Source organism: Glaciecola punicea ACAM 611, assembly GCF_000252165.1.
Taxonomy (GTDB): Bacteria; Pseudomonadota; Gammaproteobacteria; order Enterobacterales; family Alteromonadaceae; genus Glaciecola; species Glaciecola punicea.
This window is the reverse complement of the sequence record NZ_BAET01000007.1, coordinates 262,380-285,591: the sequence shown is the minus strand read 5'-3', so window position 1 is coordinate 285,591 and position 23,212 is coordinate 262,380. Positions and strand designations below refer to the sequence as shown.

At 43.2% G+C, this 23,212-nt stretch carries 18 protein-coding genes; 12 read left to right on the top strand and 6 right to left on the bottom strand.

All coding sequences use genetic code 11. The annotated features are described in order from the left end of the window. Window positions 1-147: 147 nt before the first annotated feature. Window positions 148-810 (bottom strand): DNA polymerase III subunit epsilon, encoded by a 663-nt coding sequence (gene dnaQ / locus GPUN_RS03640; protein WP_006003497.1) that lies wholly within the window; start codon window positions 808-810, stop codon window positions 148-150. Between the two features lie 181 nt (window positions 811-991). Here dnaQ and rnhA point away from each other — a divergent pair, with 181 nt between their 5' ends. Both rnhA and GPUN_RS03630 read left to right on the top strand, forming a co-directional pair. Further along, a complete protein-coding gene (gene rnhA / locus GPUN_RS03635; protein WP_006003495.1) occupies window positions 992-1,456 on the top strand; it encodes a ribonuclease HI in 465 nt (154 codons plus the stop codon). Beyond that, window positions 1,453-2,763: a class I SAM-dependent rRNA methyltransferase gene (locus tag GPUN_RS03630; RefSeq protein ID WP_006003492.1), complete on the top strand. Its 1,311-nt coding sequence runs from the start codon at window positions 1,453-1,455 to the stop codon at window positions 2,761-2,763. Before rnhA ends, GPUN_RS03630 begins: the two co-directional genes overlap by 4 nt. Window positions 2,764-3,127: 364 nt before the next feature. Here the strand turns inward: GPUN_RS03630 and hrpA are convergent, their stop codons facing one another. The 3 genes from hrpA to GPUN_RS03615 all read right to left on the bottom strand — a co-directional run bounded on the left by hrpA (window position 3,128) and on the right by GPUN_RS03615 (window position 8,590). Then, window positions 3,128-7,024: an ATP-dependent RNA helicase HrpA gene (gene hrpA / locus GPUN_RS03625; RefSeq protein ID WP_006003490.1), complete on the bottom strand. Its 3,897-nt coding sequence runs from the start codon at window positions 7,022-7,024 to the stop codon at window positions 3,128-3,130. Beyond that, window positions 7,025-8,056 carry an isoaspartyl peptidase/L-asparaginase family protein gene (locus GPUN_RS03620; protein WP_040520234.1) on the bottom strand — a complete coding sequence of 344 codons (1,032 nt, stop codon included), beginning with the start codon at window positions 8,054-8,056 and terminating at the stop codon, window positions 7,025-7,027. A 285-nt stretch (window positions 8,057-8,341) separates the two neighbouring features. Continuing rightward, complete coding sequence (locus GPUN_RS03615; protein WP_006003487.1) at window positions 8,342-8,590, bottom strand: hypothetical protein; 249 nt, start codon at window positions 8,588-8,590, stop codon at window positions 8,342-8,344. A gap of 293 nt (window positions 8,591-8,883) precedes the next feature. Here GPUN_RS03615 and sbcB point away from each other — a divergent pair, with 293 nt between their 5' ends. The 8 genes from sbcB to glgC all read left to right on the top strand — a co-directional run bounded on the left by sbcB (window position 8,884) and on the right by glgC (window position 19,034). Continuing rightward, window positions 8,884-10,368 (top strand): exodeoxyribonuclease I, encoded by a 1,485-nt coding sequence (sbcB, locus tag GPUN_RS03610; RefSeq protein WP_006003485.1) that lies wholly within the window; start codon window positions 8,884-8,886, stop codon window positions 10,366-10,368. Window positions 10,369-10,671: 303 nt separating this feature from the next. Continuing rightward, window positions 10,672-11,064, top strand: coding sequence for a MerR family transcriptional regulator (locus GPUN_RS03605; RefSeq protein WP_006003483.1), 393 nt, complete (start codon window positions 10,672-10,674; stop codon window positions 11,062-11,064). Beyond that, window positions 11,061-12,233 carry an isovaleryl-CoA dehydrogenase gene (locus tag GPUN_RS03600; protein WP_006003481.1) on the top strand — a complete coding sequence of 391 codons (1,173 nt, stop codon included), beginning with the start codon at window positions 11,061-11,063 and terminating at the stop codon, window positions 12,231-12,233. The genes GPUN_RS03605 and GPUN_RS03600 overlap by 4 nt, the downstream gene beginning before the upstream one ends. A 12-nt stretch (window positions 12,234-12,245) precedes the next feature. Next, entirely contained in the window at window positions 12,246-13,853 is a 1,608-nt protein-coding gene (locus GPUN_RS03595) for a carboxyl transferase domain-containing protein (protein ID WP_006003479.1), read from the top strand. A gap of 148 nt (window positions 13,854-14,001) precedes the next feature. Then, on the top strand, window positions 14,002-14,790 hold the full coding sequence (locus GPUN_RS03590; protein WP_006003477.1) for an enoyl-CoA hydratase/isomerase family protein: 789 nt from the start codon (window positions 14,002-14,004) through the stop codon (window positions 14,788-14,790). Beyond that, entirely contained in the window at window positions 14,783-16,825 is a 2,043-nt protein-coding gene (locus tag GPUN_RS03585) for an acetyl/propionyl/methylcrotonyl-CoA carboxylase subunit alpha (protein ID WP_006003474.1), read from the top strand. Before GPUN_RS03590 ends, GPUN_RS03585 begins: the two co-directional genes overlap by 8 nt. 1 nt (window position 16,826) lies before the next feature. Continuing rightward, a complete protein-coding gene (locus GPUN_RS03580) occupies window positions 16,827-17,738 on the top strand; it encodes a hydroxymethylglutaryl-CoA lyase (RefSeq protein ID WP_006003471.1) in 912 nt (303 codons plus the stop codon). Window positions 17,739-17,777: 39 nt separating this feature from the next. Continuing rightward, window positions 17,778-19,034: a glucose-1-phosphate adenylyltransferase gene (gene glgC, locus GPUN_RS03575; protein WP_006003470.1), complete on the top strand. Its 1,257-nt coding sequence runs from the start codon at window positions 17,778-17,780 to the stop codon at window positions 19,032-19,034. Window positions 19,035-19,037: 3 nt separating this feature from the next. Here glgC and GPUN_RS03570 read toward each other — a convergent pair whose 3' ends face one another. Together GPUN_RS03570 and GPUN_RS03565 are read right to left on the bottom strand one after the other, a co-directional pair. Further along, complete coding sequence (locus GPUN_RS03570) at window positions 19,038-19,886, bottom strand: alpha/beta fold hydrolase (protein ID WP_006003467.1); 849 nt, start codon at window positions 19,884-19,886, stop codon at window positions 19,038-19,040. Window positions 19,887-19,893: 7 nt separating this feature from the next. Then, entirely contained in the window at window positions 19,894-20,964 is a 1,071-nt protein-coding gene (locus GPUN_RS03565; protein WP_006003465.1) for an AraC family transcriptional regulator, read from the bottom strand. 88 nt (window positions 20,965-21,052) lie between these two features. On the opposite strand from GPUN_RS03565, the gene GPUN_RS03560 reads away from it, so the two are divergent. Both GPUN_RS03560 and GPUN_RS03555 read left to right on the top strand, forming a co-directional pair. Continuing rightward, window positions 21,053-22,210 (top strand): alkane 1-monooxygenase, encoded by a 1,158-nt coding sequence (locus tag GPUN_RS03560; protein ID WP_006003462.1) that lies wholly within the window; start codon window positions 21,053-21,055, stop codon window positions 22,208-22,210. Window positions 22,211-22,404: 194 nt separating this feature from the next. Further along, window positions 22,405-23,208 carry an acyl-CoA thioesterase gene (locus GPUN_RS03555; RefSeq protein WP_006003460.1) on the top strand — a complete coding sequence of 268 codons (804 nt, stop codon included), beginning with the start codon at window positions 22,405-22,407 and terminating at the stop codon, window positions 23,206-23,208. The last annotated feature ends 4 nt before the right edge of the window (window positions 23,209-23,212 follow it).

The window sequence follows — 23,212 nt, the reverse complement described above, 5'->3', positions numbered from 1 at the left end:
GTACTGGGCATCTACTGGAGCAGCACTATTGAAACACTACTGTATTAAACATTGTATTGTAGGAGCAAACGCGAATCTGCTATTTATCACGATAGCCGCAAAAACGCGCCTGTATATATGTCCGTAAAGTATAAGTATTTTTCATTGCTAGCCAAATATAGCTTCATCTCTGGCTATATCATCGGCAGTTGCACGAATAATCTTCAAGGCTGGTTTTTGGCTAAGCTTTTTGACGTTTTCAATACCATCACTATTATTGTTTTCGCTGTTTGCATTTAACGACAAACTGGTTTGGCCGCCCGTCATATACAAATATACTTCTGCTAATATTTCTGAATCTAATAAAGCGCCATGATAGGTGCGGCGGCTGTTGTCTACCTGATAAAACTTACATAGGGCGTCAAGGCTATTTTTTTGACCTGGACGCATTCTTCTGGCCATGACTAGCGTGTCTAATATAGTACAAAAAGTGTTAGTCATGGGTAAAGAACGATCGGTAAGCGCAAACTCATTATCCATAAAACCCACGTCAAACGGCGCGTTGTGAATGATAAGTTCAGCCCCTTTTATAAAATCGACAAAGCCGTGAACCACGTTTTTAAACAGTGGTTTATCTGTCAAAAACTCGTTCGTGATCCCGTGCACGTTTATCGCCTCTTGCTCAATTTCGCGCATTGGGTTGATGTAAACATGAAAGGTGTTGCCGGTTAACTTGCGGTCAATAAGCTCTACGCAGCCAATTTCAATTATTCTGTGACCCTCTTTGGGGTTAATGCCGGTGGTCTCGGTGTCTAGTACAATTTGTCGCATGTTGTATTATTCTCTTACTTTGTGGTGCTATTTAATGCGTGGCAATAGTATACTATCGGCCATCGCGGCTGCCCATACCAAAACGTGAAATTTTTATTTAGCGTGTTTTATGCCCTATGCCAGCAATATCTTATCAATTTAGGCACGTCTTAGTAGCAAAAAGAAGTGAACATATTCCAATATGAAAAAAGTAAACATTTATACTGATGGCTCATGCCTAGGTAACCCAGGCCCGGGGGGTTGGGGCGCACTGTTAGAATTTAACAATGCCAATAAAGAAATAAGCGCAGGCTTTGCTCACACTACAAATAACAGGATGGAGTTACTCGCGCCCATAAATGCGCTCAACCAGTTAAAAGAAACCTGCGAAGTTAATCTGTATACCGACAGTCAGTATGTGAAAAACGGGATTAATCAGTGGATCCATAACTGGAAGAAAAACGGCTGGCGTACTAGTAATAAAAAACCCGTTAAAAATGCCGACCTTTGGCAACAGCTTGACGCAGCCTGCCAACAACAGCGTGTTACTTGGCATTGGGTAAAAGCACACAACGGCCACCCCCAAAATGAACTGGTAGACGATTTGGCCAGAATAGCCGCCGGTAGTAGCAATCTGCCCCAAGATACAGGATTTACAGAACAATGAACGCAGCGCTAATACTGAAAGAAGAACGCGAGAAGTCATTATTGCGCAAGCATCCATGGATATTTGAAGGCGCAATAGAAGAAGAAGTGGGCATGCCCAGAATAGGCGCCACCGTTGACATAATGTCATCTAAGGGTGAATGGCTGGCGAAAGCCGCCTACTCACCTCATTCTCAAATTAGAGCGCGCGTATGGAGCTTTAACAAAGACGCCATTATAGACAACAGTTTTTTCAAAAATAAAATTCAGCGCGCATTTGATCTGCGCAAACCGTGGCTGCTAAAATCTCGCACCAATGCTTTTCGCTTAGTGGCAGGTGAATCTGACGGACTGCCCGGTATCACAATTGATGTGTACAACAATGTAGTTGTCATGCAAGTGTTGAGCGCAGGTGGTGAAAAACACAAATCAAAAATTGTGTATGCGCTTAAAGCACTATTCCCACAGGCCTGTATTCATGAGCGCTCTGACGTTGAAGTGCGTAAAAAAGAAGGCTTAGAATTACTCGTGAAGACCCATACAGGCATCCTGCCTGACACTGTTATCATTACCGAAAACAATGTCAAAATAGAAGTAGATCTGCTAAATGGCCATAAAACAGGTTTTTATTTGGATCAGCGCCTAAATCGTGAAATTGCTGGCAGTTACTGCGCTGGCAAAAAAGTGTTAAATTGTTTTAGTTATTCTGGTACGTTCGGCGTTTACGCAGCGCTTAATGGCGCTAAGCACGTAACCAACATTGATGTGTCACAAGCCGCCCTTGATACAGGTAAGCGTAACTTATCGCTTAATATAAGCACTGAGCATGCTGACAATCCTGACTCTAGCGCTAAGGATGACGTTAATTCACACGCAGCTATTAACGCTAACGATGGTACAAAAGCAAATATCGGTGGCGAGAATAACAGCGGCATCCCGAGTCGAGTCATTGACGTAAAAGCAGATGTATTTGAACAACTGCGAACTTATCACCAAAACGGCGATAAGTTTGACGTAATAATTATGGACCCACCTAAGTTCATTGAAAATAAACGACACCTTGTAAGAGCATCCAGAGGGTATAAAGATATTAACCGCTTAGCCTGCGAGTTATTAGAAGAAGGCGGTGTGCTTATTACGTTTAGCTGCTCTGGCTTAATGCCTGCAGATTTATTCGGAAAAATAGTGGCCGATGCCGCCTTAGATGCCAACACCAGTTTAAGCATTGTTCAGCGCCTCCACCAAGACTACGACCATATGGTGGCAAGTTACTTCCCAGAAGGTTATTACCTGAAAGGTTTGGTGTGCGTTAAAAACACCTCGATATAGGGTTTGTTAAATAGCAATACATAAATTTATCTTAGTTACTAGATATCGTTAATTATTACGCCTTTCAATAGTCCCATTTATAATATTCTTCTGGGCTAAACTCAACGGTTTTAAGTTTATAAATGAAGTTGAAGGACTTAATTCCTCAACCCTAATAATTCCCTCTATTTTGCTGGTGTACTAGTGTACATACGAAAATATTACACTATAAATAATTGCATCGTTGGGACTGAACTCACCTAGCTTGTGTATTAACCTGTAACGATTGAGTCTTAAATGCTATTAGCATATATAAGTAAAAAACCTGTCTTAGTGTTTGCTTTGTAAATCTGGTGTTAATTCATATGGCTTAGCCTTTACGCTGTCAACTGGTGATTGCAATTTCTTGGAGTTTTATAGAGATTCGTTTAAGCGAAATGGGGTATTTTGTCCCTAATTGCTGCGCGTATAAAGAAATTCGAAACTCTTCTACCATTTCTTTTACCAGTGCTAACTCGTTGCTTTTGCGCAACTGCCTATCTAGCTGCGTTTGAGTGCTTGCAAACAAATTAAGCGCTTTATCTATTTCTAGCTGGTTTAGCCTGTCGCGACTCGCATCCACCTTTAATTTTTCGCACCTTTGCAGTAAACCTTTCAAATAGCGGTTCCAATCGGGCAGTCGTGCTAATCCAAAATCAAACACAAAGCCCTTATATACCAGTTCAGATAAATGCTGTTTTATATGTCCAACGTGGGCAACTAAGGGTAAAGGGATAGAGCCTTTGCAGTGTTTTTGAATCTGATTTGCTATGGCCAGCCCCGTTTCAACCTGTTTTGCAATGTCTAAAGCCTTGGCGTTTAGCTTGATGCGCACCACTTCTAAGGCTTTTTTATACTCATGCTGACTACGAATATTGCTTGGGCCACCAAACGCCTTTAGTAGATCATCTACCGACGCATCAATAATGTCGTCAATGAGCTTTTGAATTTGACCAAAGGGATTAAAATACAGACTGAGTTTTGCTTTATTTGGCAGTTTCTCCTGCAAGTATTTCATGGGCGAAGGGACATTTTTTTTAATCAGCATAATCATGCCAAGCTTATGTGCGTTTTCAGCCTCAGCCTTTGAGGTAAACAGTTTAATATCTACCTGTTTACCCGCTGCACTTAGGGCTGGATAAGCCTTTACCTCAAAGCCGCTTTGCGATTGAGTATATACGGTTGGCAAGTTTTCTGCCTCAAAACTGCTAATATCTTGCTTTTCAATATCGCTGGTAACGACTTTGTCTATGGTCTGCTTTAACTGCTTATGCAGCTGTTGCTTGAGCGCTGGCAGCGATTTATTGACCGCCACTTGCTGGCCTTTATTGTCAACCACCTTAAAATTAATCGTGAGGTGTGAGTCGAGCCCTTCAATGCTGAAGTCGTCACTGCTTAGCGCAACCCCAGACATTTTGAATAGCTTAAGTGCAAAAGCTTGGGTAATAGACAGCACGTTGCCTTGCTGATCGGTGCCTTGGAGTTCATGCAAACAAGCATTGGCGTAGTCGGGTGCAGGCACAAAATTACGTCTTAAGCGCTTGGGCAATGACTTAATTAAAGCCACCAGTAGCTCATGACGTAAGCCTGGCACTAGCCAGTCAAACCCTATATTTTTAACTTGGTTAAGCAGCTCAATAGGAATGAGCAAAATTATGCCATCAAGCTCTTTGTTAGGTTCAAACTGGTACTCCAACGCCAGCACCAAACTGCCTTGGTGCCATGTGTCAGGAAACGCGGCCTCCGTAATATCACTGGCATCGCGTTTTAATAATTCATGTTTTTCAAAGTTGAGTAAGTCAGGCGTTCTTTGGCTAGCATTGCGCCACCATTTTGTAAAGCTTTGCTCGCTGCAAACATGTTCGTCAACGCGCGTCTCATAAAAGGCAACTAAGTCTTCTTCGTCTGCTAAAATATCTCTGCGGCGGGTCTTTTTTTCAAGTAATTGAATGTCTTCCACTAGGGCTTGATTACTGCTTAAAAAAGCATACTGTAGTTTGGTCTCGCCTTGCACGAGCGCGTGTCGAATGAAGAGCTGTCGGGTGTGCACATGATCAACGCTTGAATAGTTAACCAAGCGTTTAGATACAATGGGCAAACCAAACAGCAAGGCATTCATATACGCCATTACCGCCCCACGCTTTTTGCTCCAATGCGCTTCCACATAATTTTTATTCAGTAGATGCTGAGCGATAGCTTCAATCCACTGCGTTTCAATTTTGGCGACTTGCCTAGCATACAGGTTGGTAGTTTCTACCAGCTCACCCGCCATAATCCATTTAGGCTGTGACTTGAACAAAGCCGAACCGGGAAATATCTTAAATTTGCTGTTACGCGCGCCTAAATATTCATGATTAAGATCTTTTAAGCCTATCTGCGACAGCAGGCCAATGGCCATTGCGGTGTGAATTTTTTGATAATCAGCTTGTTCTTTATTTAAACGCAAGCCTACCGATACCAGCATGTGTTTTACCTGATGAGTAATATCTTGCCATTCTCGCATGCGCTGATAATGCACAAAATGCTGTAAGCACCATTTTCTGAGCTGATTTTGCGTCAATTCTTTTTGCTGAGCTTTGAATGCTTGATACAAATTCAACAAACTAATTAAATCTGAATCTTTGTCAGCAAATTCAGCGTGCGCCAAATCTGCTTTTTGCTGTTTGTCGTGCGGACGCTCACGCGGATCCTGTACGCTAAGACCTGCCGTTATTACCATTACCTCAGACACACAATCGGTTTCTCCCGCAGCCAGCAGCATACGCGCGTACTTGGGATCTAGAGGGAAGCGCGCCATTTTTCGGCCTTGCTCATTTAAATATAGGCGGCCTTTTTTAATATCAACGGCTTGGAGTTCTTGTAATAAGCGCACGCCGTCAGTAATAAACTTTTCTTGTGGCGGCTGAATAAATTCAAACTGTTGAATTTCACCTAAGCCTAAATTAAGCATTTGTAGAATAACACTGCTTAAATGGGTTCGGGTAATTTCAGGATCCGTGAACTCAGGGCGCGATAAAAAGTCTTGTTCGCTGTATAAACGAATGCAAATACCTTTAGAGGTTCTGCCGCAGCGCCCTGCTCTTTGTTTAGCTGACGCCTGTGAAATAGCCTCTATGGGCAAACGCTGTACTTTAAGACGATGGCTATAGCGTGACATTCTTACCAAGCCAGTGTCTATGACATATTTTATGCCCGGCACGGTTAAAGAGGTTTCCGCCACGTTGGTAGATAGGACAATACGTCTTCGCCCCTGTGGGTGAAAAATCTTTTGCTGATCACTGGCGCTGAGTCTTGCGTAAAGCGGAATAACCTCAGTGTGCGTATACTGTTTCTTTTGCAGGGCCTGCTGGGTTTCTCTAATTTCTCGTTCGCTGCTTAAAAAAACCAAGATATCGCCGCGGCCGTGGGCAAAAAGCTCTTCTACCGCAAGGCTAATCGCCTCAATCTGATCCTCAGCCTGCTGCTGCTCAACATAATTGCGATATTGAATATCAACGGCGAAGCTGCGGCCGCTCACCTCCACAATTGGCGCGTGGTTAAAGTGCTCAGAAAAGCGCTGAGGATCTATGGTGGCCGAGGTAATAATAATTTTTAAGTCAGGTCTTTCAGGCAAAATTCGCTTCAAATATCCCAGCAAAAAGTCAATATTAAGGCTGCGTTCATGCGCTTCATCAATAATGATGGTGTCGTACTGACTCAAAAGTTTGTCTTGCTGCATTTCGGCTAACAGCATACCGTCGGTTAATAGCTTAATCAGGCTAATGTCAGACACTTGTTCTGAAAACCGCACCTTACAGCCTACTACCTGACCCACACTGGTCTTAAGCTCTTCAGCAATTCTTGCTGCCACACTGCGCGCCGCTAGTCGCCGTGGTTGAGTATGCCCAATCATGCCTTTACGGCCGAGGCCGAGTTCTAAACACATTTTGGGTAGCTGGGTGGTTTTACCTGAGCCGGTCTCGCCCGCAATTATCACCACCTGATGTTTGGCAATCAGTGCTTTAATATCTTCTTTTTTATCAGACACCGGCAGTGATGGGTATTCAATAAATACCTTCACATTGGTGCGTACGCTCAACTTTTGCTGCGCGGCTTCAAGGCTTTCTTGCCATGCTAGAACAGCGAGTTCTTTCTTCTCGCTGTCCTTAATAGTGTTTAATTTTGACCAGCGGCGCTTAAGTGCCAGCTGGTCTTGAAGTTTACATTTGTCGAGCTGCGTTGAAAGGCTTGTAGAAATGGTCATTTAGTCTTTATATATTTTTACGGTTAGCGTGCCGTTGGTGTCTATACTGGCACGATACATACCTGGAGTGTTAAAAGGCATCGCAATATTGCCTTTGTTATCAATCGCTATAACGCCGCCACTGCCGGCTTGCTCGTTAAGCACATCAAACATAACAGTATTGGCGGCCTCATCAAGGCTGACTCCTTGGTACTGCACACGAGCACAAATATCGGATGCTACGTTGTGGCGAATAAAATACTCGCCGTGGCCGGTAGCCGACACTGCACAAGATTGATTGTTGGCATAGGTACCCGCGCCTATAATGGGAGAATCGCCTACTCGCCCATAGCGTTTAGCGGTCATGCCACCGGTTGAGGTGCCTGCCACCAAGTTGCCGTTGGCGTCTAAAACCACCGCCCCTACTGTGCCATATTTATGATCTTGATATTCAATTAGATCTTGGTTACGGATAGGCTTTTGCGCGTTAGCCGCGGCTGTGTCAATACGTTTTTTAGCTTTTTGCAAAGACTCAAAGCGGCGCTGCGTATTGAAGTAGCTATTTGGCACCGTTTCCAAATTATGCAGCTTTGAAAATGCCTCGGCGCCGGTGCCTGTAAGCATAACATGCTCAGACTTTTGCATGACTAATAAAGCAGCTAAAATCGGGTTTTTGATTGTCTTAATACCGGCTACGGCGCCCGCTTGTTTTTGTTCGCCATGCATAATGGAAGCGTCTAATTCATGTATGCCTTCATAGGTGTAAACCGCTCCCTTACCCGCATTGAATAACGGTGAGTCTTCCATGATCATAATTGCAGCAGTAACAGCCTCTGTGCCGTCTTTGCCTAGCATTAGCTGCTCATGACCGCTTTTAATCGCTTTGGTCAAGATGTCTATATATTCGGCTTCCTGTTGGGCTGTCATGTTTGTTTTTAAAATAGTGCCCGCACCACCATGAATGGCAATCGCAACTTTTGGGGCATCTAGAGTATCTTTTATCAAATCAGCACTTACCGCGCTTGCGGCAAATTGAAGCAAATACAGCGACATAACAAGATTAGCAGGCTTGTAGGAATTTAACCATGACGGTTTTTTCATAGCTTTGCTTGAATGTTTATCAGGACCAATATTTGTGCCTAACGACGCCTTATTTTTTTGGGGTGAGCGGTGCAAAATAGCTAATAGCATGATAATCCCTCTTATTCTAATCAGAAGTGCAGAATAAGAGGATTATTTAAAAATGTCCAATGTCTTACATGCTTTTAGGTAATGAGTTTAAGAATAGAGTGTAAATGTCGTACTCAAGTATCTATTTATCTCATTATCTGCTTTCGATTACCTTCGAGCCGCGATTGACTGCCATCTGTTTAGCTCTAACCGCGGCGCGGTCGAGTTTAATACTTGATACTTAAATGAGTCGAAATAAGAATACTCAAAACCGGTACTATCCACTAATTCATTGTATATTACTCTTAACTTTCGCATCGAAAAGAAAGGCGCGGTGCGATTATTCAACGCAAAATCGTTGCCACTTGTGCTGTGCTGTTCTATGTATTCGTTATTGGGCAGGATTGACTCATTCATGTTGCAAATTCCTTTGACCGTTATGTACATAATAAAGTAAAAAAACACTCTATGTTTGTTCCTAAAATAAATAAAAAATAATCCTTTATAACTTTTTTAAAAATAAGGATTGAGTCTATCTCGTCTTTTCTTTAGGTTATAATCATGGACACACAAGCTGTCTTTGAAAACTGCATACATAAAGCAGTAGGTGCACGCAGCGCTATTTAAAAACGGTTGTGTAAAGTAGCTAATAAATTCAAGCGCTTACTAATCAAGCTTACACATCGCCAATGGAGATTGAGAAGACATAAATGACTAATGAGATACAAGAAACCATTTTGTGGCACGACTATGAAACTTTCGGCATAAATCCAAAGGTAGATTTTCCTGTGCAATTTGCCGCTATTCGCACCGATCTAAATTTAGATATAATTGATGATAAAGCCAGTATCGACTGGTTATGTAAAATGCCGTTTGACTATCTGCCTCATCCAAAAGCATGTTTAGTAACTGGTATCACACCTTTTTACAGCTTACACAAGGGTCTACCAGAACCCGTCTTTGCTGAAAAAATTTATCAGCAAATTAGCCAAGAAAATACCTGCGTAGCAGGATATAACAGCATGAAGTTTGACGAGGAAGTAACGCGGCATTTACTGTTTAGAAATTTATTCCCCGTTTACGAACGCGAGTTCAAGCACAATAATTCCAGATGGGATGTTATTGATTTGGTGCGAGCTTGCTATGCACTTCGGCCACAGCAAATTGCCTGGCCTTTGTATGAAGATGGTAAGCCCTGCTTTAAACTAGAAGCGTTAACGCAAGCCAATAGCATAGAACATACAGCGGCTCACAATGCGCTGTCTGATGTACATGCCACCATTAATATTGCAAAACTTATTAAGACCAAGCAGCCTAAGCTGTATGACTACTATTGGCAATTGCGCAATAAACATACCGTAAACGACATGCTGCAGCAGTTTCAAAAAAATATTTTTGTGCATGTAAGTGGCTTTATCTCAAGTGTGCAGGGATGTTGCAGTATTATCATGCCTGTATGTTCACACCCTCATAATAAAAATGCGGTTATCTGCATTGATTTACTAAAACCAATCAATTTATTTGAAGAAAATGAACCACAGCAGTTAAAACAAGCCTTATTTACACAGACCTCGGTTTCAGACTCGTCATCGTCTGCCGCCTTGGTTGATGCTGTTGCAGATACTCCCAGACTATACAATATCGCCATAAATAAATGCCCGTTTGTTGCGCCTATCAAAACTCTGTCTGGCGAACGAGCAGCCCAATTAGGAATTGATGTAGATCTTGCCATAAAACACTATAAACGTTTAGCAAATTTGCCCCACTTAAAAGACTTATGCACAGGTGTTTATGCACAAGCTGACGTTAAGCCTGTGCCCGATAATATTGATGAACAACTATACACTAGTGATTTTCCATCACCAGCCGATACAAGGCTCAAGGACTTTGTAAGGCAACAGCTTCCAGAACAGCTTGCAGCCTTTAGTGGTAAGTTTGAAAGCGCCTTATTAAACAAACTATTGTTCAGATACCGCGCTCGCAACTACCCTAACCTTTTAGATGAAAATGAAATAACACGCTGGCAGCAACACGTACAAGAGCGACTTACGCAAGGTAACAAAAAGAGCTGTCTGTCTTTACAAGAGTTCTTTGAATCGATTGACGAACTAAGTCAAGAATATCAACAATATCCTGAAAAGATGAAAATATTGCAGTCTTTACAGCGCTATGCTCAACAACTAACCGGTATGTAAGTCCTTGGCTTTACCAAAAGAGCATTGAAAAAAGGTATTTATGAAGGGAATGAAGGGAATAAAATTAACACTTAGGCCAGACAAATTGTTGCACGTTGGAGTTTCAATAAAATTGAACAAGAAACACTTTTTGGCAAAAAAAAAGACTATGACAAATGCCAGATGATACTCGAAAACAGAAATAATTTGCGTTGCCGCGAATGCCCCTAACAAGCGAAAAGCCAAGCTTACGTTTACGTTAACTTGACTTTACGTAAACGTAAAGTAGTATTGAGAGACTATAGTTAACGAGTTGTCATACACATGTCATTGCAGACCTTCAGTATTGGTGAATTAGCTAAATCTTTCGGCATTACTCCACGTTCAATCCGATTTTATGAAGAACAGCATTTGTTGGTGCCCGAACGAAAAGGCCAGACAAGAGTTTACTATGGCAAAGATAAAGTCCGCTTAAAATTAATTCTAAGAGGCAAACGCTTGGGATTTTCTTTGGCCGAAATTAGCACTCTTTTTGAACTCTACGATACCAATCCTAATTCAGCGGCTCAGCTTGAAACAATGCTGCAGCTTACCAAAACAAAACGTGCAGTTTTAGAGCAGCAATTTAATGACATTCAAATGTTAATGAATGAACTTGACGATGTTGAATCACGCTGCGAAGAAGAACTTAACGATATTAAACGAGGTGTTGCATGATAACTGGGCCCTATCCTACTCTAAACTTTGGTCTTGGTGAAGACATCGATATGCTACGAGAACATGTCTATAACTTCGCCCAAAATGAAATTGCACCACTGGCCGCTAAAGCCGACGAGAATAACCAATTTCCTAACGAATTATGGGCAAAATTAGGCGACATGGGCCTGTTAGGCGTCACAGTAAGTGAAGAATTTGGTGGTTCCGACATGGGCTATTTAGCGCACACCGTTGCCATGGAAGAAATTAGCCGCGCGTCTGCCGGCATCGGCTTGAGCTATGGCGCGCATTCAAACTTGTGTGTAAACCAGCTCGCCAAAAATGGTACTCAAGCACAAAAAGAAAAATATTTAGGTAAACTTGTGACTGGTGAACACATTGGTGCACTGGCAATGAGTGAGCCTAATGCTGGTTCAGACGTGGTGAGTATGAAGCTTAGAGCCGATAAAAAAGGCGACAAATACATTTTAAACGGCAATAAAATGTGGATAACCAATGGCCCCGACGCGCACACCTTCATTATTTACGCTAAAACTGATACCGCGGCCGGCTCTAAAGGGATTACCGCGTTTATCGTTGAAAAAGACACACCTGGGTTCAGTCAAGCGCAAAAACTAGACAAACTGGGCATGCGCTCTTCAAACACCTGCGAACTTGTGTTTGTAGATGCAGAAGTGCCACAAGAAAATATTTTGGGCGAAGTTGGCGGCGGAGTGCGAGTGCTAATGAGCGGATTAGACTATGAGCGCTTAGTGCTATCGGGCGGCCCACTAGGTATTATGCAGGCCACAATGGACGCGGTAATTCCCTACATTCACGACCGCCAGCAATTTGGTCAATCCATTGGAGAGTTTCAATTAGTACAAGGCAAAGTAGCCGATATGTACACCCAAATGAACGCTGCGCGAGCATATGTTTACACGGTCGCCAAATCGTGTGACCGCGGGGAAACTACGCGTAAAGATGCCGCTGGGGCTATTTTATATTCGGCAGAGCTAGCCACCAAGATGGCGCTTGATTCAATTCAACTACTAGGCGGCAACGGCTACATAAATGACTACCCTACTGGCCGTTTACTGCGAGATGCGAAGTTATATGAGATTGGCGCTGGCACCTCCGAAATAAGACGCATGCTGATAGGCAGAGAACTTTTTAACGAATCAAAATAACGAGGTTCATCAGTGCCCATTATTCAATCAAAAATAAATACAAAAAATGACGCCTTTGCAGAAAACCGTTTGCATATGCAGGCCCAAGTAAACGATTTGCAGCAGAAAGTCGCTCAAATTATGCTGGGAGGCGGAAAATCTTCACGAGAACGCCACCTCTCACGCGGTAAATTACTGCCAAGAGATCGTATTGAGGCTTTAATAGACAAAAACGCGAGCTTTCTGGAAATTGCTCAGTTCGCTGCATGGGAAGTATATGACGACTATGTGCCCTGCGCAGGTGTTGTTGCGGGCATTGGCAAGGTTAATGGTATAGAGTGCATGATTGTGGCTAACGATGCGACGGTGAAAGGCGGCAGTTACTATCCTCTTACGGTTAAAAAGCATTTGCGTGCCCAAACCATAGCCCAAGAAAATAATCTACCGTGTATTTATTTAGTCGATTCGGGTGGCGCTAATTTACCCAGACAAGACGATGTTTTCCCAGACAAAGAGCATTTTGGGCGAATATTTTTTAATCAAGCCAACATGTCTGCTCAGAATATCCCGCAAATAGCCGTAGTAATGGGCTCGTGCACCGCAGGTGGTGCCTATGTTCCTGCTATGGCCGACGAATCTATTATAGTGCGAGAACAAGGCACTATATTTTTGGGCGGACCGCCTTTAGTAAAGGCCGCTACAGGTGAAATTGTCACGGCTGAAGACTTAGGCGGAGGCGACGTGCATTGTCGAACTTCAGGCGTAGTTGACCATCTTGCCAATAATGACCATCACGCATTGAGCATTGCGCGCGATGCAGTTGCTAGACTAAACAGACCGACACCAAATGCATTGCAAAAACATTCTAGCATAGCGCCACGCTACCCCATGGATGAGATATACGGCATTATTCCAAAAGACAGCAAACAAACCTATGACGTAAAAGAAATTATTGCGCGCGTAGTAGATGACAGTGATTTTCATGAATTTAAAGCTCTTTACGGCACTACACTAGTGTGTGGTTTTGCCCGCATAGAAGGCTTTGAAGTAGGCATATTAGGCAATAATGGAATTTTGTTTGGTGAAAGTGCATTAAAAGGCGCTCATTTTGTCCAACTATGCTGCCAACGCAATATTCCGCTCGTGTTTTTACAGAACATTACTGGTTTTATGGTAGGCAAGCAGTATGAAGCCAACGGCATTGCCAAACATGGCGCGAAAATGGTCACCGCAGTGGCCTGTGCTCAGGTACCTAAACTCACGGTACTGATTGGCGGTAGCTTTGGTGCGGGTAACTACGGTATGTGCGGCCGAGCCTACGACCCTCGTTTCTTATTTATGTGGCCTAATGCCAGAATTTCAGTTATGGGCGGAGCTCAGGCTGCAGGGGTATTAGCACAGGTAAAAGAAGGTCAAGCGCAGCGCGAAGGCTTGAGTTTAAGTAAAGAAGTGATAGACGCGATTAAACAACCTGTCATTGATACTTACGAACGCCAAGGCCACCCTTATTACGCATCGGCGCGTTTGTGGGATGATGGCGTAATCGACCCAGCCGATACCCGCAAAGTACTAGCGCTGGCGCTTTGTGCGGCTAATAACAAAGCTATTACAGAAACCAAACATGGTATTTTTAGAATGTAAGTGTTGGCATATTTCGCGCCTGTGAACCGTATTGGCGGAAAACAAGTGCTCAAATTGGCTGTAAAATGCAATAGCTGACGCGATAAAACTAATGGAAAATGTCGCTACCGTGAAATAAACATCAAACATCTAAGGTGAGATTATTGTAATGAGTCATGTCGAATTAAATATAGAAAACGCAGTTGCCACGGTTACGCTAAACCGTCCCGAGGTTCATAACGCCTTTAATGAGCACGTTATAAGCAATTTGATTGACTGCTTTGAACGCGTAGAAAATGATGACAATATACGCGTTATGATTTTACAGTCGACGGGGAAATCATTTAGCGCTGGCGCTGATCTTAACTGGATGAAAAAGATGGCATCCTACAGCGAAGAACAAAACCTAGCCGACGCTCAGCAATTAGCACTGATGCTGTCAAAATTGTTTCATTTATCAAAACCCACTATTGCAAAAGTTCAAGGCAGCGCATTTGGTGGCGCAGTTGGCTTAGTAGCATGCTGCGATATTGCCATTGCTAGTCGTATGAGTAAATTTTGCTTAAGTGAAGTAAAACTAGGCTTAATACCGGCAACCATTTCGCCCTACGTTATTCAGGCGGTAGGACCTAGGCTGGCAAAACGCTTATTTATGACCGCGGAGGTTATATCATCTAGGCGTGCCAGAAGAATAGGTCTCATCAGTGAAGCGGTTAGTGAAGATGAATTAGACAGTGAAGTCGCTAATATTGCGTCCCAACTGCTCAAAAATGGCCCTGTTGCGGTATCACTGGCAAAAGCTTTGGTGGATCACGTCGCCTTTAAGCCAATTGATGCTGATATGATGCGATATACTAGCAAACAAATTGCCGCAGTACGCGTATCAAATGAAGGCCAAGAAGGCCTTGCTGCCTTTTTAGAAAAGCGTCCTGCGAACTGGGTAGACACTCATGATTAAAAAAATTCTCATTGCTAATCGCGGTGAAATAGCCTGCCGAGTCATGAAAAGTGCACATAAGCTTGGTATCGCAACGGTTGCCGTGTATTCGCAGGCCGACACTAATGCTCAGCATGTTAAAATGGCAAATGAAGCGGTTTACTTAGGTGAAGCGCCGGCCACGAAAAGTTATCTTAACGGCGATTTGATTATACAAAAAGCTAAGTCCTTAGGTGTTGATGCAATTCACCCCGGCTACGGATTCTTATCAGAAAACGCTAATTTTGCCGATAAATGTGAGCAAAATGGCATTATTTTCATAGGGCCAAATTCTTCCGCCATACGTGCAATGGGGTCAAAGTCGGCGGCAAAAACTATTATGGAAGCCGCGAATGTGCCCTTGGTTCCCGGCTATCATGGCGACAATCAAGATCCCAGTTTCTTACGTGATCAGGCCAATGCGATGGGCTACCCCGTTTTGTTAAAAGCAGCCGCCGGTGGCGGTGGCAAAGGCATGCGCCAAGTATGGCAAGAAAAAGATTTTTTTGAGGCACTAGACGCCGCCAAACGTGAAGCAATGAACGGCTTTGGCGACGACATTATGCTGGTTGAAAAGTACCTAACCGAACCAAGACATGTCGAAATACAGGTATTTTGCGACAATTTTGGCAAGGGCGTATATTTGTTTGAAAGAGATTGCTCCGTGCAGCGCCGTCACCAAAAGATAATAGAAGAAGCTCCCGCGCCGGGGATGACAGGCGACATTCGCCAGCAAATGGGCGAAGCCGCACTTAAAGCCGCCCATGCTATTGGCTATACAAATGCAGGTACCGTTGAGTTTTTACTCGACAGCGACGGCGCATTTTATTTTATGGAAATGAACACTCGTTTGCAGGTAGAGCACCCCGTAACTGAATTTATCACAGGCGAAGATCTGGTTGAGTGGCAAATAGCCGTGGCCAACAACCTGCCCTTACCAAAATCACAAGACGCATTGTCAATCAAAGGCCATGCTTTTGAAGCGCGAATTTATGCGGAAGACCCACATAACGAGTTTTTGCCCTCTACCGGCTTAATCGAATATCTCCTTGAACCGCCTAAAAACGAACACGTACGAATAGACTCTGGTGTGGTATCGGGCGACGAAGTTTCTATTTATTACGACCCCATGATTGCAAAACTGGTGGTATGGGCGGAAAATCGTGATCAAGCATTGGCGCTTCTCATTACATCTTTACAGCAATATATGATTTGTGGGGTAACCACCAATATTCCTTATCTGATTCAAGTTGCTAGCAGCGAGCCGTTTCGAAAAGCAATCCTCACCACTGACTTTATTGAACGACATGGTAACGTAATTGCCACGAATAATAAGAAGATTCCTGATAGCGTGCAAGGCCTAAGCCCAGTGCAAATAATAGCAGTGAGTGCCATGCTGAGCCTTAGCAATACAAATGATGTTAACCATAACGCTTATACAGGCAGCGTAAGTTATCCAGGATTTAGACTTAACCACACACTAGCGCAAGAGCTTGAATTTGCGCATGGTGACAATTATCACCGTTATTCACAAAAGCACATCGATAAAAACACATGGTCTATCACTATTAACGACATAGATCACGTTTACAGCGCTTCAAAAACACAAAATGTGCTCAATGTGGATGCTCGCGAGCATATCGCAAGCTACCCTATTTATGAAAATGACGATGTGGCATGGTTGTTAGACAACACCGGCGAGCTGAAAGTTATTAAGCCTAAAATCAATATGGGCACTGAAGGCGAGAAATTGCACGCTGGTGATGTTCTTGCGCCCATGAACGGCACGCTGGTGGCCATGAACGTAAAACAGGGTCAGCGGGTTGAAAAAGACGACTTACTGGCCGTGGTTGAGGCCATGAAAATGGAGCACAGCATGCGCGCGCCATTTGCAGGCACCGTAAGCGAATGTTTTGGCAACAAAGGCGACTTAGTCGACGGCGGCCAAGTGTTAGTATCGCTTAAAGCCGATCTAGCTGACAGCTCTGCTGCCGACGAACAAGAAATGAGCGTGTAAAATGCAAGTGAATTACCCAAGCCATGCAAACATTGTTGAAGTAGGGCCAAGAGATGGCTTACAAAACGAAGCAAGCCTGTTACACATAGCAGACAAGGTTAATTTGATAAATGCTTTAAGCCAAGCTGGCCTTCAGCATATTGAATCAGGCAGTTTTGTGTCGCCTAAGTGGGTGCCACAAATGGCTAATTCTGATCAGGTATTTGCCAATATTACGCGAAAAGCAGGCGTTATTTACAGCGCCCTTACACCCAATCTTAAAGGCTATGAGGGCGCGTCAGCAGCAAACGCCGATACGGTGGCTGTTTTTGCAAGTGCATCAAGCTCGTTTTCAATGAAAAATATTAACTGTGATATTCCCACCAGTATTGAGCGTTTTACCGCCGTTATAGAACAAGCAAAAAAAGACAATAGGCCGGTAAGAGGCTATGTTTCGTGCGTATTAGGCTGCCCTTACGAGGGTGATGTGTCACCTCAAGCAGTATTAGATGTGACCAAAGCACTACTGGATCTGGGCTGCTACGAAGTGTCTTTAGGCGATACCATTGGTGTAGGCACAGCGCTTAAAACAAAAAAGCTAACTGATTTATTAATATCGCAGATATCTATAAACAAACTTGCTTTGCACTGTCACGATACCTATGGACAAGCCCTTACCAATGTTCTTATTGGTTTGCAGCAAGGCATTAATACCTTCGACTCGTCAGTGGGTGGACTGGGCGGCTGTCCTTATGCGGCCGGTGCGTCTGGTAATTTAGCCAGTGAAGACCTTGTGTATATGCTCAATAATATGGGCATTGAAACCGGTGTAGACTTACAAAAGATGGTGCATATTGGCCAAGAGATCAGCGATGTCTTAGGGCGAAAAAATCAGTCTAAAACAGGCATTGCTCTGTACAATAAAGTAAATTAGTATAGATTTACGTTAATATGAAATTAATGAATAAAAAATATGGAAAAGCCCAACAATCGTTATATTAGTAATCTTACTCGCGACACATACGCTTTAATTCTCGCTGGTGGCAGAGGTTCAAGGCTTTACGAACTAACAAATTGGCGCGCAAAACCGGCCTTGTATTTTGGCGGTAAATTCAGAATAATCGATTTCCCTCTGTCAAACTGCATTAACTCCGGCATTCGTAATATAGGCGTATTAACACAATACAAATCACATTCTTTAATTCGCCACTTGGTCAGAGGTTGGGGCCACTTCAAAAAAGAATTAGGCGAGTCGGTAGAAGTATTGCCTGCCTCGCAGCGATTTTCGGAAGACTGGTATCAAGGCACCGCCGATGCAGTGTACCAAAACATCGACATTATAAGAGATGAGTTGCCCAAATATGTCATGATCTTGTCGGGGGATCATATATACAGAATGGATTACGGCCCCATGCTTGCTCAACACGTCGAGTCTGGTGCAAAAATGACCGTTAGCTGCATGTCAGTGCCCATTGCGCAAGCACGCGATGCTTTCGGCGTAATATCGGTTAATGAACAAAACCGAGTCACCGGATTTATTGAAAAACCAAGTAACCCAGCCCCGTTAATTGACGACCCAGGCTCTTGTCTGGCCTCAATGGGAAACTATGTGTTTGATACTGACTTCTTGTTTGAACAGCTTGAATTAGATGCGCAAAATGAAAACTCAGCGCATGATTTTGGGAAAGATATTATTCCCAGTATTATAGACAATCATCGAGTATGCGCATTTGACTTTAAAAAGAGCGCTAAAAACGATTCATACTGGCGCGACGTGGGAACACTTGACAGTTTCTGGGAAGCTAACATGGAGCTAGTAGCCCCTATTCCCGAGCTTAATTTATACGACAAACTCTGGCCTATTTGGACTTATCAAGAGCAGCTACCTCCCGCGAAATTCGTGTGGGAGCAAGACGATCGTCGAGGCGAAGCCTTAAATTCATTAGTGTCTGGCGGCTGCATAGTATCGGGGGCCACAATAAGGCGCAGCATTTGCTTTTCAAACGTAAAAGTCATGTCTTATTCAGACGTACACGAATCTGTTTTATTACCAGGGGTTGAGGTTGCGCAAAACTGCATTATCAAAAAAGCCATTATTGATCGCCGTGCCATTATACCTGAGAACACCCATATAGGCGTGAACCACGATGACGACCGTGCAAGAGGGTTCAGAGTGTCTGAAAACGGCGTTGTGCTGGTGACCCGCGAAATGTTAGCGGCGCTCAAATAACGTTTAAGCGCAACAAATTTGCTTGCCTTTAGGAGCCGTTAAGCCCATATCGGCAATCGCTATTTCAATCAGCGCAGCAACTTCTATCGGATATTCTAAGGGAAACATATGTTTCCCTTTCTTAAATTCAAGGTGGGTAATACTTGGGTTTGCTTTCAAAAACGGTTTTCTTAACACTGGCACACAAACATCCGTATTTTTGCCTGTAATCAAGCGTCCTGGTATTTTCAATTTACCCGAATAAGACGGCAAGTTATGCGGAATAGTCCGAAAAATATTGGCCTCTATTTCTACATCAAAATTAAGATGATGGTGGTCGTCTTTCTCTTGCACCACGCACGATACATAATCTTTGATACAATCTGGGTCAAAGTCTTTGAATAAGGACTTTGCCGCAAAGTATGCGTGTAAGTCTTGTTCTATGTGCCACTTTTGTCTTCTGAGCACCGTAATGCCCGCAGGCGTCAGTCTGTTTATGAGATTGTTGCGCTTGGCAAATCTAAACACGTATCGGGCTAAGCCCGTCATTAAGGGTGGATCTAGCATTATTAGGGCAGAAAATAAATCAGGCCGCAGGCATGCGCTCATATAGCTGACCACCGCACCAAACGAATGACCTATGGCGACTACTTTTTCGTGTTTTCCCTTGTTCTTTTCAATATAGTCAATCATTTCTGCTACTTGATTTTCCCAATTATCGTTTAAAGGATAACAAGGGTTGTGGGCGAATTTTTCCAAAGCTATTACGGCATACTGCTTAGGTAAATGGTCAAAGAGTTTCTGATAGCTCCCCGACGGGAAACCATTGGCGTGCGCAAAGTGCACTATAGTATGCTGTTCATTCGTTGTCATAAGCGTCTTATTTTTTATTATCCGCAATAAATGCAGAAGGGGTTACCTTATACCAGCGTTTAAACGCGCGTCGAAAATTCGCCATGTCGACAAATCCAAGTGTAGCGGCGGTTTGCGCAACAGAGTAGCCGTAAATGAGTAGGCATTCTTTTGAGATTGCAGCCTGATGAATATCTAAAATTGTTTTAAAGCTAGTCCCTTCGCTTTTTAAGTAGCGATGTAAACTACGCGCGCTCACATTGAGCTGCGTCGCTACATCACCTAAACAAGGCCTTGAAGACTGATACTGCATTAAACACTGTTGAACTTTACCTGTATAACTAGCAAATCGCAACCATCGTGCAAGCTCCTGCTCACAGGCTCTTTGTGCCTGTATAAAGCTCAATTTATCTACGTTAGGAATTTTAGCTTGTAAACTACGCTTATCAATCGCAATACCGCAGTAGCCGTAATTAAATTCTATTTTTTTCACTGCCAAACTATTATATTTCTCAGCGTAAGCGGGTTTTTCATAGTCAAAAAATAAACGCGATATAGACAAACTAGGCACACTTTGTAGCAGGGCTGCAAATACATTTAACACAGCGCCGGTTACCGCTTCTATTACAAAACGATGCAGCTCTCCTTGCCAATGTGTGTCTTTGGCTAAGACCACTACCTCTGTGTCGTACGACACAATGCTAATTTCAATAAAGGGAATACGGATGACCAAATAGCGCTGTACGAACTTAATCATGTCTTCGATGGTTTCGCAATTTAATAACGCAAGGCCAAATGTGCCGTGGTGCGCAATTTGTAATTTTCTGCCAACGGTTAAGCCTAAATGCTCTCTGCTTGGGTGAGCCAAGGCTTTTTTTAAAAGCTGATCAAATTGAGCGGGGTCTAATTTAGTATCATACGAGTACAGCTTATCTTTGCTAATACCCTGCTGCTGAAGCCATTCGTGTATAGGAAATGCATGCTCTTGCAACACATCAATTAGGTGTCCTAAGTAATATACCGGCACATATTGCATAAATTCACCTTCCGTTATTTCACTTAAATAAGCAAATATACGTCTTTTCCCGCCAATTGGCAATTAAAGACTCCTTTTTGACAATCCTAATCCTCACCCAATCACTATTATTGGTCCACACTATCACCATAGTTAAAAGAGGAGTTGCCATATGTTTCACTATTTAAAGTTTTTTCACTATTACGCTATCGTGCTGTTAGGATGCGCATTTTTATTGTTTGCTGACTACTTCATCCTTATTGGCTTTGCCATGTTTGCGAGTATATATGTGCTTGGCGACGCTCTATTTGGCGATGATACCAGTACGCCTACCTTGGCAAACAGGGTGGTGATAAATACTATGTTGTATGGCTCTGCGCCATTGCTTGTAGTGTTACTCATAAGCTCATTGTGGTTAGTAACACCGCACAATTGGGCTTTTATGGTGACGTTTTCAGAATTCATTGGCTATGATTTCGTGCAGGCAAAGCTAAATACTAGCGGGTTTGAATTAACGATAGCCGTGGTATTTTGTGGGCTCATGTTGAGCGGTATCGCCACCGTGGTAGGTCACGAATTAGTGCATCGTATTGCCAAGCCTATCGATGTTTGTTTTGGCCGATGGTTAATGAGTTTAACCTTAGACGCTAACTTTTCAATAGAGCATGTTTATCATCATCACGCCAAAGTAGCCACCGAGGCTGACCCGGTCACCGCGCCGCGAGGCAGAAATGTATACGTGCACACTGTGTATGCCATTATTGGGACGAATAAATCTGCTTGGAACATTGAGAAAAAGCGCTTAGCACGCAAAAAACAAGCACTGCTTAGTCAGCATAATAAAGTAATCCGTGGCTGGTTAATGTCGGCCCTTTATTTATTCGCTGCAGGTATGATCGCCGGTTGGCAAGGTGCCTTATTCTTAGGCTTAATTGGAGCTACTGGCAAATGTATATTGGAAATAGTGAATTACATGGAGCACTACGGCTTAGTGCGTGATCCTCGTCAGCCGGTAAAACCCAAGCATTCATGGAATTCAAACAGAAAAATTAGCACTTGGGCTATGTTTAACCTGCCTCGTCATTCTCATCATCACGAGCATGGCGCTATGCCCTTTGAAAAATTACAGCCTATGCCAGAAGCGCCCATGATGATAAGCGGCTATGTGTCGACCATTGGTATTGCTCTTATACCACCGCTTTGGTTTGCGCTTATGAAACCAAAACTTGCGCATTGGGACTCACATTTCGCGAATAAAGAAGAACTAGACATTATTGAGCAGCAAAACATCAAGCGACGTCAACGCCCTCTTATTGCCTATTTTTACTAATATTAAGCATGTCCAATCTACTTAGATAGATTGGGCATCACTTTATTATTCTCTTTACTAAAGCTTCATGCTGACCACACTTATTTGCAACATAAAATATTCTGATAAAGCTTAATGATCACAGCGCTTGATTAACAGAGCAGATTAATAAACAATGCAACTAATCCGACCAGAGAAGCAAGCTTTACATTACTATGCATATTGACTATTACCTGAACGCCACGCAAAACCACAGTGACTTTCCAGAACAAAGTTATATTATTTCGAAGCAATGGTCACAAGGACGCACCGTATACGGTGGACTTTCAGCAGGTATGCTGTTTAGCGCCGCAAAATCGTATGTAGATGCAAACAGAGTTTTACGCTCTATGTCGACAAATTTTGTCGGTCCATTACTTTCAGAAGAAGCCTTCATTATTACGGTCGAAATTGTTCGCAGTGGTAAAAATGTGTCTCAGATCCAGGCGCGTGCCTTTCAAAACGGGAAGGTGTGCGTATTAAGTCAATTTTGTTTTGCCCAAGGGCGTAAATCTAAGGTAGTAGTAAACAATACTGAAAAGCATAATTTGGTCACACCCACCAAATCAAAGTATATTCCACAAATACCAAAAATTACGCCTTCATTTTTGCGGCATTTTGATCTTTGCATACAAGAAGGCGGCATTCCTTTTCTGGGCGGTAAAAAAAGCCACTATTATGGCTGGATGCGTTATAAGAATCCTCCAAAAGAAATAAGCGATGCTCACATTGTCAGTATTATTGACGTTTGGCCGCCCACATTATTACAAATGATAAAGTTACCGGCACCCGCAAGCACGGTCAGTTGGAATGTAGAATTTGTATATCCGCATAAAGAAATTTTGCCAAACGACTGGCTTGCTTATAAAGCGATTACCCGCCAGGCGGCTGACGGTTACGGACATACCGAAGCCACAATTTGGGATGCCCAAGGTGATGTTATTGCGTTGAGCAGACAAACGGTTGCTATTTTCGATTAACTAT

What these genes read in the sequence shown, in the direction of transcription:
- GPUN_RS03590 (WP_006003477.1), top strand. Translation starts at nt 14,002, where the DNA reads ATGAGTCATGTCGAATTAAATATAGAAAACGCAGTTGCCACGGTTACG.
- glgC (WP_006003470.1), top strand. Translation starts at nt 17,778, where the DNA reads ATGGAAAAGCCCAACAATCGTTATATTAGTAATCTTACTCGCGACACA.
- GPUN_RS03585 (WP_006003474.1), top strand. Translation starts at nt 14,783, where the DNA reads ATGATTAAAAAAATTCTCATTGCTAATCGCGGTGAAATAGCCTGCCGA.
- GPUN_RS03580 (WP_006003471.1), top strand. Translation starts at nt 16,827, where the DNA reads ATGCAAGTGAATTACCCAAGCCATGCAAACATTGTTGAAGTAGGGCCA.
- GPUN_RS03620 (WP_040520234.1), bottom strand. Translation starts at nt 8,056, where the DNA reads ATGTCGCTGTATTTGCTTCAATTTGCCGCAAGCGCGGTAAGTGCTGAT.
- GPUN_RS03560 (WP_006003462.1), top strand. Translation starts at nt 21,053, where the DNA reads ATGTTTCACTATTTAAAGTTTTTTCACTATTACGCTATCGTGCTGTTA.
- hrpA (WP_006003490.1), bottom strand. Translation starts at nt 7,024, where the DNA reads ATGACCATTTCTACAAGCCTTTCAACGCAGCTCGACAAATGTAAACTT.
- sbcB (WP_006003485.1), top strand. Translation starts at nt 8,884, where the DNA reads ATGACTAATGAGATACAAGAAACCATTTTGTGGCACGACTATGAAACT.
- rnhA (WP_006003495.1), top strand. Translation starts at nt 992, where the DNA reads ATGAAAAAAGTAAACATTTATACTGATGGCTCATGCCTAGGTAACCCA.
- dnaQ (WP_006003497.1), bottom strand. Translation starts at nt 810, where the DNA reads ATGCGACAAATTGTACTAGACACCGAGACCACCGGCATTAACCCCAAA.
- GPUN_RS03570 (WP_006003467.1), bottom strand. Translation starts at nt 19,886, where the DNA reads ATGACAACGAATGAACAGCATACTATAGTGCACTTTGCGCACGCCAAT.
- GPUN_RS03630 (WP_006003492.1), top strand. Translation starts at nt 1,453, where the DNA reads ATGAACGCAGCGCTAATACTGAAAGAAGAACGCGAGAAGTCATTATTG.
- GPUN_RS03555 (WP_006003460.1), top strand. Translation starts at nt 22,405, where the DNA reads ATGCATATTGACTATTACCTGAACGCCACGCAAAACCACAGTGACTTT.
- GPUN_RS03600 (WP_006003481.1), top strand. Translation starts at nt 11,061, where the DNA reads ATGATAACTGGGCCCTATCCTACTCTAAACTTTGGTCTTGGTGAAGAC.
- GPUN_RS03615 (WP_006003487.1), bottom strand. Translation starts at nt 8,590, where the DNA reads ATGAATGAGTCAATCCTGCCCAATAACGAATACATAGAACAGCACAGC.
- GPUN_RS03605 (WP_006003483.1), top strand. Translation starts at nt 10,672, where the DNA reads ATGTCATTGCAGACCTTCAGTATTGGTGAATTAGCTAAATCTTTCGGC.